The organism is Pseudomonas sp. AC169, from assembly GCF_979258515.1.
Genome location: NZ_OZ409866.1, coordinates 2,885,715 through 2,899,366, shown reverse-complemented (window position 1 = coordinate 2,899,366; position 13,652 = coordinate 2,885,715). Strand labels below are relative to the sequence as shown.

The 13,652-nt window shown below is 60.4% G+C and carries 11 protein-coding genes; 7 read left to right on the top strand and 4 right to left on the bottom strand.

Annotation, left to right across the window (positions count from 1 at the left end; translation table 11 throughout):
- Window positions 1–3 precede the first annotated feature (3 nt).
- Window positions 4–1,317 (bottom strand): ATP-binding protein, encoded by a 1,314-nt coding sequence (locus tag ACZZ0G_RS13120; RefSeq protein WP_007917930.1) that lies wholly within the window; start codon window positions 1,315–1,317, stop codon window positions 4–6.
- A 111-nt stretch (window positions 1,318–1,428) separates the two neighbouring features.
- Window positions 1,429–2,169, bottom strand: coding sequence for an osmolarity response regulator transcription factor OmpR (gene ompR / locus ACZZ0G_RS13115; protein ID WP_463556412.1), 741 nt, complete (start codon window positions 2,167–2,169; stop codon window positions 1,429–1,431).
- Between the two features lie 358 nt (window positions 2,170–2,527).
- Between ompR and ACZZ0G_RS13110 the strand changes: the two genes are divergently transcribed.
- From ACZZ0G_RS13110 to tauD, 7 genes are all read left to right on the top strand, one after another.
- Window positions 2,528–4,852 (top strand): Tex family protein, encoded by a 2,325-nt coding sequence (locus tag ACZZ0G_RS13110; protein ID WP_463556410.1) that lies wholly within the window; start codon window positions 2,528–2,530, stop codon window positions 4,850–4,852.
- On the top strand, window positions 4,852–5,235 hold the full coding sequence (locus ACZZ0G_RS13105) for a PaaI family thioesterase (RefSeq protein WP_007917925.1): 384 nt from the start codon (window positions 4,852–4,854) through the stop codon (window positions 5,233–5,235). The genes ACZZ0G_RS13110 and ACZZ0G_RS13105 overlap by 1 nt, the downstream gene beginning before the upstream one ends.
- Window positions 5,236–5,539: 304 nt before the next feature.
- Window positions 5,540–7,123: a glutamate--cysteine ligase gene (gshA, locus tag ACZZ0G_RS13100; RefSeq protein WP_463556409.1), complete on the top strand. Its 1,584-nt coding sequence runs from the start codon at window positions 5,540–5,542 to the stop codon at window positions 7,121–7,123.
- Window positions 7,124–7,451: 328 nt separating this feature from the next.
- The gene (tauA, locus tag ACZZ0G_RS13095; protein WP_463556408.1) at window positions 7,452–8,429 is read left to right on the top strand and encodes a taurine ABC transporter substrate-binding protein; all 978 of its coding nucleotides are present in this window, start codon (window positions 7,452–7,454) and stop codon (window positions 8,427–8,429) included.
- A 16-nt stretch (window positions 8,430–8,445) separates the two neighbouring features.
- Window positions 8,446–9,240 (top strand): taurine ABC transporter ATP-binding subunit, encoded by a 795-nt coding sequence (gene tauB, locus ACZZ0G_RS13090; RefSeq protein WP_038359812.1) that lies wholly within the window; start codon window positions 8,446–8,448, stop codon window positions 9,238–9,240.
- Window positions 9,237–10,076 (top strand): taurine ABC transporter permease TauC, encoded by an 840-nt coding sequence (gene tauC, locus ACZZ0G_RS13085; protein WP_463556407.1) that lies wholly within the window; start codon window positions 9,237–9,239, stop codon window positions 10,074–10,076. Before tauB ends, tauC begins: the two co-directional genes overlap by 4 nt.
- A gap of 57 nt (window positions 10,077–10,133) precedes the next feature.
- Window positions 10,134–10,976, top strand: a complete 843-nt coding sequence (gene tauD, locus ACZZ0G_RS13080; RefSeq protein ID WP_463556406.1) for a taurine dioxygenase — start codon at window positions 10,134–10,136, stop codon at window positions 10,974–10,976.
- 208 nt (window positions 10,977–11,184) lie between these two features.
- Here the strand turns inward: tauD and mgrA are convergent, their stop codons facing one another.
- A complete protein-coding gene (gene mgrA, locus ACZZ0G_RS13075; protein ID WP_007917913.1) occupies window positions 11,185–12,222 on the bottom strand; it encodes an L-glyceraldehyde 3-phosphate reductase in 1,038 nt (345 codons plus the stop codon).
- A gap of 110 nt (window positions 12,223–12,332) precedes the next feature.
- Complete coding sequence (locus ACZZ0G_RS13070; RefSeq protein ID WP_463556405.1) at window positions 12,333–13,652, bottom strand: LLM class flavin-dependent oxidoreductase; 1,320 nt, start codon at window positions 13,650–13,652, stop codon at window positions 12,333–12,335.

Below are 13,652 nucleotides of genomic sequence, written 5' to 3'. Positions count from 1 at the left end.
CTTCTATACCGCATCGCGCGGCAACATCAATCCCAACGGCAACCTCACCCGCGCTTCCAGCCCTCCCCCGGACCGATTGCGCAATTCAACATTGCCGCCATGCATCGAAGCAATCCGCTTCACGATCGCCAACCCCAAGCCAGTACCCTTCCCGCCCCGGGCACGATCGCCTCGGGTAAACGGGTTGAAAATCGCCTCCAGCTCCGAAGGGTCGATCCCCGCGCCACGGTCCATCACGCTCAGCACCACATATGGCGCACTGACGTCACCGGACACATAGGCCGCGACTTCAACGTGACCGCCGGCATGGTTCAAAGCGTTGCCGATCAGGTTATTGAGCAAGCGTTTCATCGATACCCGACGCAGCGGAAACGGCTGGATCGGCTCCAGACGCAAACGCACTTTCTCTTCATTCTGGTTGTACGGCGCCGCGACCTCGCGCACCAGATCCGTCAGATCCACCTCTTCCACCGACTCGTCGCGACCATCGCGAATAAACGCGAGGAACTGGTCGAGAATCGCGTCCATGTCTTCGATGTCGCGCACCATGTCGTCAGTCAGGTCGTTGCGATCGCCCATCAATTCCAGCGACAGGCGCAACCGCGTCAACGGCGTGCGCAGGTCATGGGATACGCCAGCCAGCATCAACTCGCGCTCGCGCCCGGCCTGCTCGACGTCTTCGGCCATCTGATTGAAGGCGCGATACACCTCGGTCATTTCGCTCGGTGTGTCGCTGATTGGCAGACGCACGCTACGACCCTGACCGAGCTGCCGGGCGGCGTACACCAAGCGTTTCAAGGGTTGGTTGAGCTGGCTGACGAAAATCCACGCCGACGCCGTCGACAGCAAGCCGATGGCGAGGAACCAGCCGAGCACGTTCCAGATTTTCTGGCCGCGCAAAGGATGTGGATACAGCGGCACCTTCAGCCAACCGTCCCCCAGGCTCGGTGCACGCACCCACAACGCCGGCGGCGAGTGCATGCGCAAGCGCACTTCGGTGTCGGCACCCAGTTCGGCTTGCATTTGCCGCTGATAGATTTCGCTGTAGGGCCAGTGCTGTTCGCCTTCCGGCACACCGGCGCCCACGACCCGAATCAGGGTGGCGGCATCAGCGATCTTTGCGCGGTTTTCTTCATCGGCTGCCCAGTAGGCACGCAGCGTCAGGGCGACGCCGTGGCTGTATTGGCGATCCACCAGCACGTCCTCGTTCATCAACAGATAAACCAGGGTCAGCGCCTTGGAAAACAGCACGACGATGAGCACCAGCCAAAGGGTGCGGGAGAAAAAACTTTGGGGGAACCAGACAGGGGTTTTCATCTATAACCGCTACACACTTGCAGGAGCGAGCAATGCTCGCATATTGCGGATTGCGAGTCTGCGGGCTGGCCGTTCGACCAAACCTGCAGACCCGCTCCTACAAATCACCGATCACTTGGTGGCGGCGCCATCCGGTACGAACACGTAACCCACACCCCAGACGGTCTGGATGTAGCGCGGCTTGGATGGATCAGGTTCGATCATGCGGCGCAGACGGGAAATCTGCACATCGATGGAACGCTCAAGGGCATCCCACTCGCGGCCACGGGCCAGGTTCATCAGTTTGTCGCGGGTCAGCGGCTGACGCGCGTTCATTACCAAAGCCTTGAGTACCGCAAACTCACCGGTGGTGAGCATGTGCACTTCTTCGCCGCGTTTCAGTTCGCGGGTGGCCAGCGACAACACGTAATCACCGAAGGTGACGTTTTCGTCTTCACTGCCCGGTGCGCCCGGTACGGGTGCAGCCTGACGACGCAGGACGGCTTTGACCCGGGCCATCAGCTCGTCCGGGTTGAACGGCTTGGCCAGATAATCGTCGGCGCCCAGTTCCAGGCCCTTGATGCGGCTCAGCTCGTCGCCCTTGGCGGTAAGCATGATGATCGGAATCTGGTTGTTCACGCCACGCAAGCGGCGGCAAGCGGTCAGACCGTCTTCGCCGGGCAGCATCAGGTCGAGAACGACCAGATTGAAAACTTCACGCGACAGCAGACGATCCATCTGCTCGGTGTTCGGTACGGTACGGGCACGGTAGCCCTTGCTGACGAAAAACCGTTCCAGCAGGCTGCTCAGCCCCGGATCGTCGTCAACGATGAGAATTTTTTCGCCTTCAGCAGTTTGTGCAGTGCTGCTCATTGGATGCTCCTTTTAGCTCGGCGCGCATTATGGCGTAGCTGCCGTTATACGCACCGTGTGCATTGTTAGCAGATTTTTCCTTCACTGCCAGAAAACCGGGGTTTATGCCTACAGACTGCGACGCCCCCGAATGACAGAACGCTGGTTATAATGCGCGGCGTTTTGTGCCAGGCAACGTCTGAATCGTTACCGCAGGTGGCAGGCTTTTTTTCCTGTCCTGCGCAGTAATTGTTCGATTTCACGGGTCAATGGGCTGCCTTTTGACCCAGGCAGCGGCAATTTTCTAGCCGCTCAACCAGACTCCGGGCCTTTATTTGTGCGCCTGCGAGCCTGCTTTCACAATATGTCAGGTGGTTTTATGGACAGCATCAACAGCCGCATTGCCGAGGAACTCGGTGTACGCCCACAACAGGTCGAAGCGGCCGTCGCGCTACTCGATGAAGGCTCTACCGTTCCCTTCATCGCCCGTTACCGGAAAGAAGTCACCGGCAGCCTCGATGACACCCAATTGCGTCATCTGGAAGAGCGCCTGCGCTACCTGCGAGAACTCGACGAACGGCGCATCAGCATCCTCGCCAGCATCGAGGAGCAAGGCAAACTCACCCCTGCCCTCGAGCGCGACATCAAACTCGCCGACACCAAGACCCGCCTCGAAGACTTGTACCTGCCGTACAAGCAGAAGCGCCGCACCAAGGGCCAGATCGCCCTGGAAGCCGGCCTCGGCGACCTCGCGGATGGTCTGTTCAACGACCCGAACCTGGCCCCGGAAACCGAAGCTGCGCGCTTCGTTGACGCCGAAAAAGGCGTGGCCGACGTGAAGGCTGCGCTGGAAGGCGCCAAATACATCCTCATGGAACGTTTCGCCGAAGACGCCAGCCTGCTGGAAAAACTGCGTAACTACCTGAAACAGGAAGCCACCCTCAGTGCCCGCGTCATCGCTGGCAAGGAAGAGGAAGGCGCCAAGTTCCGCGATTACTTCGAACACGACGAGCCGCTGAAAAGCATGCCATCGCACCGTGCGCTGGCGATTTTCCGTGGCCGCAACGAAGGCATCCTCAGCTCCGCGCTGAAAGTCGGCGACGAGCTGCCGGGCACCATGCACCCGTGCGAAGGCATGATCGGTCAGCAATTCAACATCCAGAACCAGAACCGTCCGGCCGACAAATGGCTCGGCGAGGTGGTGCGCTGGACGTGGAAGGTCAAGCTCTACACGCACCTGGAAACCGACCTGCTCGGCGAACTGCGTGACGGCGCCGAAACCGAAGCGATCAACGTGTTCGCACACAACTTGCACGACCTGCTGCTGGCCGCGCCGGCAGGCCCGCGCGCAACCCTGGGCCTCGACCCGGGCCTGCGTACCGGTTGCAAGGTTGCCGTGGTCGACTCCACCGGCAAACTGCTCGACCACGCCACGGTTTACCCGCACGTGCCGCACAACAAGTGGGATCAGACCATCGCCATTCTGGCCGCCCTGTGCGCCAAGCACTCGGTTGATCTGATCGCCATCGGCAACGGCACCGCCAGCCGTGAAACCGACAAACTGGCGATCGAACTGATCAAAAAATACCCAGCGATGAAAATGACCAAGGTCATGGTTTCCGAAGCGGGTGCATCGGTGTACTCGGCGTCGGAACTGGCGGCCAAGGAATTCCCGGATCTGGACGTGTCGATCCGTGGCGCGGTATCGATTGCCCGTCGTCTGCAGGATCCACTCGCCGAACTGGTGAAAATCGATCCGAAATCCATCGGTGTCGGCCAGTATCAGCACGACGTTTCGCAACTGAAACTGGCGCGCGGTCTGGACGCCGTGGTTGAGGATTGCGTGAACGCCGTTGGCGTTGATGTGAATACCGCATCCGTAGCGCTGCTGGCCCGTATCTCCGGCCTCAACGCGACCCTGGCGCAAAACATCGTTGCTCACCGCGACGAACATGGCGCGTTCAAAACCCGTGCAGCACTGAAGAAAGTCGCGCGTCTGGGCGAAAAAACCTTCGAACAGGCGGCCGGTTTCTTGCGCGTGATGAACGGCGACAACCCGCTGGATTCGTCGGCGGTGCACCCGGAAGCCTATCCCCTGGTGCAACGCATTGCCGCTGAAACCGACCGTGATATCCGCTCGTTGATCGGCGATGCAAGCTTCCTCAAGCGTCTGGATCCGAAGAAATTCACCGACGAGACTTTTGGTCTGCCAACCGTCACCGACATCATCCAGGAACTGGAAAAACCGGGCCGCGACCCGCGTCCGGAGTTCAAGACTGCCGAGTTCCAGGAAGGCGTTGAAGATCTGAAAGACCTGCAACTGGGGATGATCCTCGAAGGCGTGGTGACCAACGTGACCGCGTTCGGTGCATTCGTCGACATCGGCGTGCATCAGGACGGTCTGGTGCACATCTCGGCGCTGTCGGAGAAGTTCATCAAGGATCCGCGTGAAGCGGTGAAGGCCGGTGATGTGGTCAAGGTGAAGGTCATGGAAGTCGACATTCCGCGCAAACGCGTTGGCCTGTCGATGCGCATGGGCGACACCCCGGGGGAGAAGATCGACGGTGCGCGTGGTTCGCGTCCTGGCTCGGCGCAGCGCCAGCCTTCGAACAACGCGCCACGCAAGGAAACTGCGACTGCCGCACCAGTGAGCAACGCGATGGCCTCGCTGTTCGCCAACGCCAAGCAGTTGAAGAAACGCTGATGGAAATTCCGGCCGGGCTCGTCGAGAGCGCGTTTTTCAAGCTGTTGGGCTGCCGCCTGCACAGCCTGGAAACCGGGGTGGCGCAAGTCGCCCTGGTGCTGGAACCGGAACTGCGCAATCGCGGCGGCAAATTGCACGGTGGCGCGCTGTTCAGTCTGGTCGACATTGCCATGGGGCTGGCCTGTTCCAGCACCCACGGCTTCGATCAGCAGAGCGCGACCATCGAGTGCAAGATCAACTATATCCGCGCCGTTTCTGACGGTGAGGTGCTGTGCACGGCACGGGTGATTCACCCGGGCCGGCGCACGTTAGTGGTCGAGGCCGACGTGATGCAGGGCGACAAACTGGTCGCAAAAGCACAAGGCACGTTCGCTGTCCTGTAGCTTGTGGTCATCAATTTGAGTTAATTTCGGCGCTGTGATCGCAGCGTCGAGCTTTTCTGTGGGAGCGAGCTTGCTCGCGAAGAGGGCGTTTCAGTCAGCCTCAAGTCGCCTGACACTCCGCCTTCGCGAGCAAGCTCGCTCCCACAGTTCGCGTGCATCCGCCAGATTCAGGGAATGAAGTTGGCGATTCAACGGGGGCTTACAGGCCCGAAAAACCAGGCGATAACGCCAGTTTCAACTTCACCCTTGTAGACCGTCCTGCCCACCCCCATATTGGGGCGACTGACGCGTGAAGGAATCCAAATTGAGCGAACTTCTCAACCGCCGCCTGGCTCTGCTCGGCGAGCGCGCTAACCTCTCTCTGCTCGAGCAGTGCCTGCACGGTATCGAACGTGAATGCCTGCGCGTGACCAGCGAAGGTCGCCTGGCGCAAACGCCGCACCCCGAAGCCTTGGGTTCCGCGCTGACCAACGAACAAATCACCACCGACTACTCCGAGTCGCTGCTGGAATTCATAACGCCCGCCCTGCCCGACCCGACTGATACGCTGGCGAGCCTGGACAAGATTCATCGTTTTGCCTACAGCAAACTCGGCAACGAGTACCTGTGGAGTCCATCGATGCCGTGCCCGTTGCCGGCCGAGGAAGACATTCCGATCGCCTATTACGGCACCTCCAACATCGGTCAGCTCAAGTACGTTTATCGCAAAGGTCTGGCCCTGCGATACGGCAAGACCATGCAGTGCATCGCCGGGATTCACTACAACTTCTCCCTGCCGGAACAGCTCTGGCCGCTGCTACGCGAAACCGAAGGTTTTGTCGGCACTGACCGCGATTACCAGTCGTTTTCCTACATCGCGCTGATCCGCAACTTCCGTCGCTACAGCTGGCTGCTGATGTACCTGTTCGGTGCCTCGCCTGCGCTGGACGCCGGTTTCCTGCGTGGTCGTTCGCATCAGCTGGAACAGCTCGATCCGGACACCCTGTATCTGCCGTACGCGACCAGCCTGCGCATGAGCGACCTCGGTTATCAGAGCAACGCCCAGGCCGGTCTGACGCCGTGCTACAACGATCTGGCGAGCTACACCGACAGCCTGCGCAAAGCCGTGGCCACGCCGTACGCGCCGTACGTTGAAGTCGGCACGCACAAGGATGGCGAGTGGGTGCAGCTCAACACCAACATCCTGCAAATCGAAAACGAGTACTACTCCAACATCCGCCCGAAACGCGTGACTTACACCGGCGAGCGGCCGATTCAGGCGCTGGTCGCACGTGGCATTCAATACGTCGAAGTGCGTTGCCTGGATATTAACCCGTTCCTGCCGATGGGCATCGACCTGACCGAATCGCGCTTCCTCGACGCGTTCCTGCTGTACTGCGCGCTGAACGACAGCCCGCTGCTGACCAACACTTCGTGTGGCAACGCCACGTCGAACTTCCTCAGCGTCGTGAAAGAAGGTCGCCGTCCGGGCCTGCAATTGCAGCGTGACGGTGAGTCGGTGGAGATGAAGACCTGGGCGGCCGAACTGCTGGAGCAAATCGCGCCATTGGCGGCGCTGCTAGATCAAAGCCATGGCGGCGATGCCCACAGCAAGGCGCTGGACGCGCAACTGGCCAAGGTCAGCGACCCGTCCCTGACGCCGTCCGCACAGGTTCTGGCGGCGATGGCTGAGCATAAGGAGAGCTTTGCGCAGTTCTCCTTGCGCCAGAGTCAGGCGCATGCCGAGTTTTTCCGTAGCGAGCCGTTGGTGGCGGAAGAGCAGGCAAAGTTTGAGGAACTGGCGCGCACTTCTTTGGCCGCGCAGGCTGAGCTGGAGCAGAACGAAGTGGGCGATTTTGATGTGTTCGTTGGGTCGTATCAGGCGAGCATTCTCGCGATCAGCAACTAAAGGCCCCTCACCCTAGCCCTCTCCCGGAGGGAGAGGGGACTGATTTAGGTGCTCATGAAAGTTACGCCGACCTGCAATACCAAGCCGAACTCAGGCCTTGAAAAGCACAGAGATCGGCTCCCTTTCCCCTCGCCCCCTTGGGGGAGAGGGCTGGGGTGAGGGGGAAAAAATCTAACGCCGAACGAAAAATCCGAAATACCCCACAATTCCCCCGCTCTTAGACTTTTCCGCTCATAAGCTCATTCGAAAAAGTTATTTATTTACTGATTCTTAGATCATTTAGTCTCCTTTCACGCCGACGCTCGGTCGCCTGATATGGAGCTGTTCAATGAAACTGAATTTCCCGCTTCGCCTGCTCGCCGTGGCCTCTCTGGCTGCTGCAAGCTTTCTGGCTCAGGCCGCCGACCTCACCGTCGCCTACCAAACCACCGTTGACCCGGCGAAAGTCGCCCAGGCCGACGGCGCTTACGAAAAAGCCACCAAAGCCGATATCGCCTGGCGCAAGTTCGACAACGGCGCCGACATCATCGCCGCCATCGCCTCCGGTGACGTGCAGATCGGCTACCTCGGTTCCAGCCCATTGACCGCTGCGATCACCCGCAAAGTCCCGGTCGAAACCTTCCTCATCGCCACACAGATCGGCGCCGCCGAAGCACTCGTTGCTCGCGACGGTTCCGGCATCAAGACCCCGCAGGATCTGGTCGGCAAAAAAATCGCCGTGCCATTCGTATCGACCGGTCACTACAGCCTGCTCGCCGCACTGAAGCACTGGAACATCGATCCATCAAAAGTCACCGTGCTCAACCTCGCGCCGCCAGCGATCATCGCCGCGTGGAAACGCGGTGACATCGACGCCACTTACGTGTGGGATCCGGCGCTGGGCGTGGCCAAGGAAAACGGCAAAGTGCTGATCACCTCCGGCGAGCTGGCCAAGTTTGGCGCGCCGACTTTCGATGCGTGGATCGTGCGCAAAGACTTCGCCGAGAAGCACCCGGAAATCGTCACCGCGTTCGCCAAGGTCACCCTCGACGCCTACGCCGATTACCGCAAAGACCCGAAAGCCTGGCTCGCCGATCAAGCCAACGTCGACAAACTGGTGAAACTCTCCGGCGCCAAGGCCAGCGACATTCCGCTGCTGCTGCAAGGCAACATCTACCCGCTGGCAGCTGATCAGGTCGTCACCCTCGGCGCGCCGACCACCAAAGCCATCACCGACACCGCCGCGTTCCTCAAGGAGCAAGGCAAGGTCGAAGCCGTTCTGCCGGACTACGCGCCGTACGTCAGCGCCAAATACATCACCAATTGATCGGGAGTTAACTGCGATGGCCTTGCTACAGCTGGAGCGCATCAGCGCACAGTACCCGGGCAGCCCGGAACCGGTGCTGGCGGATATTTCTCTGACCCTGGGGCCTCAGCAATTGCTGGTCGCCCTCGGCCCGTCCGGCAGTGGCAAGACTTCGCTGTTGAACCTGATTGCCGGTTTCGTCGAACCGAGCGCCGGGCGCATCACCCTCGACGGCGTACCGGTCAAAGGCCCGAGCGCCGAACGTGGCGTGGTGTTCCAGGACGACGCGTTGCTGCCTTGGCAGGACGTGTTGGCCAACGTTGCATTCGGTCTGGAGCTGGCCGGTGTCGCCAAGGACAAACGCGAAAAAATCGCCCGCGAAATGCTCGCACTGGTTGATCTTTCCGGTTTCGAAAGTCGTCGAATCTGGCAACTCTCAGGAGGCCAAAAACAGCGTGTCGGCCTCGCCCGCGCCCTCGCTGCCGACCCACGCGTATTGCTGATGGATGAACCCTTCGGCGCCCTCGACGCGTTCACCCGCGAACAGATGCAGGAATTGTTGCTGCAAGTCTGGCAGCGCACCGCCAAGCCGGTTTTCCTGATCACCCACGACATTGAAGAAGCGGTGTTTCTCGCCACTGACCTGATTCTGCTCGCGCCGAATCCGGGGCAAATCGTTGAACGCCTGCACCTGGATTTCGGCCAGCGTTACGCCGCTGGCGAGTCCGCCCGTGCGATCAAATCCGATCCGCGTTTTATCGAAACCCGCGAACACGTGCTGAGCAAAGTGTTCTCGCAACGCAGCGCCGGGCAACGGCAGGAGCGCGCATGAGCAGTTACGACGTTTCCTCGGCTGCGGTAAAACCGGTCAGCGCATCCGTGGCGACTCCGGTGCGCCGCAGCCTCAGCACGCGCTGGATCAGCTTGCTGACCTTGTTTTCATTGTTGGCAATCTGGTGGGCAGTGACCGCCACTGGATTGATCGAGCCGCTGTTCCTGCCGCCACCGTCCGCCGTACTGCAAAAAGGTTGGCTGCTGGCGACCACGGGATACATGGATTCGACGTTGTGGCAGCACTTGGGCGCGAGCCTGAGCCGTATCGGTCTGGGCCTCGGTTTCGCGATTCTGACCGCTGTGCCGGTGGGTATCGCCATTGGGGCCAACCGCATCGCCCGTGGCGTGCTCGATCCGCTGATCGAGTTCTACCGCCCTATTCCGCCGCTCGCCTATTTGCCGCTGATCGTGATCTGGTGCGGCATCGGCGAGTTGTCGAAAGTGCTGCTGATTTATCTGGCGATTTTCGCGCCGATTGCCATTGCTACGGCCACTGGCGTGCGCACAGTTGATCCAGCGAAATTGCGCGCAGCGCAGTCGTTGGGAGCGACGCGCGTGCAGCTGATTCGTCATGTGATTTTGCCGAGCGCGCTGCCGGACATTCTTACCGGCGTGCGTATTGGTCTGGGCGTTGGCTGGTCGACACTGGTTGCCGCTGAACTGATCGCCGCCACCAGTGGTTTGGGCTTTATGGTGCAGTCGGCCGCGCAATTCCTGGTCACTGATGTCGTGGTGCTGGGGATTCTGGTCATCGCCCTGATCGCCTTCGCCATGGAAATGGGCCTGCGCGCCCTGCAGCGCAAATTGGTGCCGTGGCACGGCCAGGCCCACTGATTTTTTCAGCACTGACTACCCCGACACATCGGGGCCCGAGAATTGAAGAGAAAGACCATGAGCAGCCTCAACATCACCCCATTAAGCTCAGCCCTCGGCGCACAGATCAGCGGCGTCGACATCAGCCAGCCGCTGACCTTGGAACACCGCGACGCCATCGAACAGGCGCTGCTCAAGTATCAAGTGCTGTTCTTCCGCAATCAGCCAATCGAACCGCCGCAACAGGCGCGCTTCGCCGCCTATTTCGGCGACCTGCACATCCACCCGATCTACCCGAACGTGCCGGAACAACCGGAAGTGCTGATCCTCGACACCGCCGTCACCGACGTGCGCGACAACGCGATCTGGCACACCGACGTGACCTTCCTGCCGACCCCGGCGATGGGCGCGGTGCTCAGCGCCAAGTTGCTGCCGGAGTTTGGTGGCGACACGCTGTGGGCCAGCGGCATTGCCGCGTATGAAGCGCTGTCGGCGCCGCTGAAAAGTTTGCTGGAAGGGCTGACCGCGACTCACGATTTCACACGCTCGTTTCCGCTGGAGCGCTATGGCAACACGCCTGAAGCATTGGCGCAGTGGGAAGAGGCGCGACGCAAGAATCCACCGCTGTCGCATCCGGTGATTCGTACGCATCCGGTCAGTGGACGGCGGTCGTTGTTCGTCAATGAAGGCTTCACGTCGAAGATCAATGAGCTGTCGGAAACCGAGAGCGAGATGATTCTGAAATTTCTCTTCGCCCATGCAACGCGGCCGGAATTCACCATTCGCTGGCGCTGGCAGCAGGACGATATTGCGTTCTGGGATAACCGCGTGACGCAGCATTACGCGGTGGATGATTACCGCCCGGCGCGGCGGGTGATGCAGCGGGCGACGGTGTTGGGGGATGTGCCGTTTTTTCGTTGAGCCTTGAACAGCAAAAGCCCCTCACCCTAACCCTCTCCCTGAGGGAGAGGGGACTGACCGAGGTGTTTGTACGAGCTACACCGACCTGAAATATCGGGTTGAATTCAAGTATTGAAAAGCATGAAGATCGGCTCCCTTTCCCCCTCGCCCCCTGGGGGAGAGGGCTGGGGTGAGGGGGTTGGATCTTGCTGACCCAACCCAATCTTCATCACTCCGCCGTCGAAGGCTTCTCCCACAGATTGATCCCGCCCTCCTGGGCAAACCGGTCAATCTCCGCCAGCTCTTCAGCACTAAAACTCAAATTCTTCAACGCCCCGACGTTCTCGATAATCTGCTCCGGCCGGCTCGCACCAATCAAAGCCGAGGTTACTCGCGGATCCCGCAACGTCCACGCCAGCGCCAGTTGCGCCAGGCTCTGACCACGACGCTTGGCGATTTCATTCAGCGCCCGCACGTGAGCAATGTTGGCCTCGGACAAGTGCGAAGCCTGCAGCGAACCACCGCCCGGACGATTGACCCGCGCATCTGCCGGCACGCCATTGAGGTATTTGTCGGTGAGCAGACCTTGCGCCAACGGGGTGAACGCAATCACGCCGGTGCCGAGTTCATCAGTGGTATCCAGCAGATCTTTTTCCACCCAGCGATTGAGCAGGTTGTACGCCGGCTGATGGATCAGCAGCGGCACTTTCCACTCTTTCAACAGCGCCGCGATCTCGCGGGTTTTCACACCCGAGTACGACGAGATACCGATGTACAACGCCTTGCCCTGCTGCACGGCGGTGGCGAGGGCGCTGGCGGTTTCTTCCAGTGGGGTGTCCGGGTCGAAGCGGTGCGAATAGAAGATATCCACATAGTCCAGACCGAGGCGTTGCAGGCTCTGGTCGAGGCTGGCCAGCACGTATTTGCGCGAGCCGCCGCCCTGACCGTAAGGGCCGGGCCACATGTCCCAACCGGCCTTGCTGGAGATGATCAGTTCGTCGCGGTACTGCTTGAAGTCTTCGCGCAGCAGGCGACCGAAATTGATTTCGGCGCTGCCGTACGGCGGGCCGTAGTTGTTAGCCAGGTCGAAGTGGTTGATGCCCAGATCGAATGCAGTGCGCAGCAAGGCGCGCTGGGTGTCGATCGGCGTGCTGTCGCCAAAGTTGTGCCACAGACCCAGCGACAGCGCCGGCAACACCAGACCGCTGCGGCCGACGCGGCGGTAAGGGATGGAGTCGTAGCGGTTTTCGGCAGCGGTGTAAGTCATCGAATCCTCTCTTGTCTGTCTTGAAATGGGTGTCGACTGCTTCGCGAGCAGGCTCGCTCCCACCTTTGGAATGCATTTCCCTGTGGGAGCGAGCTTGCTCGCGAAGGGTGTTACACAAATCTATTGTTCGGTCGGGCGAGGCCAAGGTTCTGGCGCAACGTCCGGCCCTCATACTCCGTTCTGAACAAACCACGCCGTTGCAGTTCCGGGACCACGCCATTGGCGAAATCTTCGAGCCCGCCCGGCAGGTGCGGCACCAGCACATTGAAGCCGTCCGCCGCGCCCTGTTCGAACCATTCCTGCAAGCGATCAGCAATCTGCTCGGAGGTACCGACCAGGCTGTAATGCCCGCGCCCGCCGGCAATCTTGCGCCCGAGTTCGGCAAGGCTCAGGTTCTCCCGGCCCGCCAGTTCAGTGAGCAATTTCTGCCGGCTCTGCTGACCGCTTTCGGTCAGCGGCAATTCCGGCAACGGCCCGTCCAGCGGGTACTTCGACAAATCGAAGTTGCCCAGCATACGCCCAAGCAAGGCGACGCCAACCTCGGGTTCGACTAATTGCTGAAACGTTTCACATTTTTCCTGCGCTTCCGCTTCGGTGCGGCCGACCACGACAAAAACCCCGGGCATTATTTTCAGCGAATCGGCGCTGCGTCCGTACTTCGGTAGACGTCCTTTGAGGTCAGCGTAAAACGCCTGAGCACTGGCCAAGGATGTCTGCGCGGTGAACACCACCTCAGCGGTCTGCGCCGCCAATTCACGCCCAGTCTCGGAAGAGCCGGCCTGCACGATCACCGGTTGCCCCTGCGGCGAGCGTGCAACGTTGAGCGGGCCTTTGACCCGGAAGTGCTCGCCGACGTGATCCAGCACATGCAGCTTCGCAGGGTCGTAATACGCCCCACTGGCCTTGTCGCGCGCAAACGCATCATCCTCCCAACTGTCCCAAAGCCCGGTGACTACCTGATGAAATTCGCGAGCGCGGCTGTAGCGTTCGGCATGGCCGATATGTTCGTCACGCCCGAAATTAAGCGCCTCGGCAGCGTTGTCCGATGTCACCAGATTCCACCCCGCACGCCCACCCGAAAGATGATCGAGCGAGGCAAATTTGCGCGCCACGTGATACGGCTCGTTGTAACTGGTGGTCGCCGTAGCGATCAGGCCGATGTGCTCGGTCACCGCACTGAGGGCCGAGAGCAAGGTCAGCGGTTCGAAGTGATCGGAGCGCGCCATGCGACTGGCGATGTCCTGAGTCGGCGCGGCAACACTGTCAGCAACAAACAACGCATCGAACTTCGCCGCCTCGGCAATCTGCGCCAGCCGTTTGTAATGGGCGAAATCCAGACCCGCATTGGCCGGTACATCCGGATGACGCCACGCCGCAACGTGGTGCCCGGTGGCCATGAGGAACGCACCGAGTTTCAACTGTCTGCTCAT

Excerpts from the sequence above, each read along its gene's own strand:
- tauA (WP_463556408.1), top strand. The coding sequence starts at position 7,452 with ATGAAACTGAATTTCCCGCTTCGCCTGCTCGCCGTGGCCTCTCTGGCT.
- mgrA (WP_007917913.1), bottom strand. The coding sequence starts at position 12,222 with ATGACTTACACCGCTGCCGAAAACCGCTACGACTCCATCCCTTACCGC.
- ACZZ0G_RS13110 (WP_463556410.1), top strand. The coding sequence starts at position 2,528 with ATGGACAGCATCAACAGCCGCATTGCCGAGGAACTCGGTGTACGCCCA.
- tauC (WP_463556407.1), top strand. The coding sequence starts at position 9,237 with ATGAGCAGTTACGACGTTTCCTCGGCTGCGGTAAAACCGGTCAGCGCA.
- ACZZ0G_RS13120 (WP_007917930.1), bottom strand. The coding sequence starts at position 1,317 with ATGAAAACCCCTGTCTGGTTCCCCCAAAGTTTTTTCTCCCGCACCCTT.
- ACZZ0G_RS13105 (WP_007917925.1), top strand. The coding sequence starts at position 4,852 with ATGGAAATTCCGGCCGGGCTCGTCGAGAGCGCGTTTTTCAAGCTGTTG.
- ompR (WP_463556412.1), bottom strand. The coding sequence starts at position 2,169 with ATGAGCAGCACTGCACAAACTGCTGAAGGCGAAAAAATTCTCATCGTT.
- ACZZ0G_RS13070 (WP_463556405.1), bottom strand. The coding sequence starts at position 13,652 with ATGAGCAGACAGTTGAAACTCGGTGCGTTCCTCATGGCCACCGGGCAC.
- tauD (WP_463556406.1), top strand. The coding sequence starts at position 10,134 with ATGAGCAGCCTCAACATCACCCCATTAAGCTCAGCCCTCGGCGCACAG.
- tauB (WP_038359812.1), top strand. The coding sequence starts at position 8,446 with ATGGCCTTGCTACAGCTGGAGCGCATCAGCGCACAGTACCCGGGCAGC.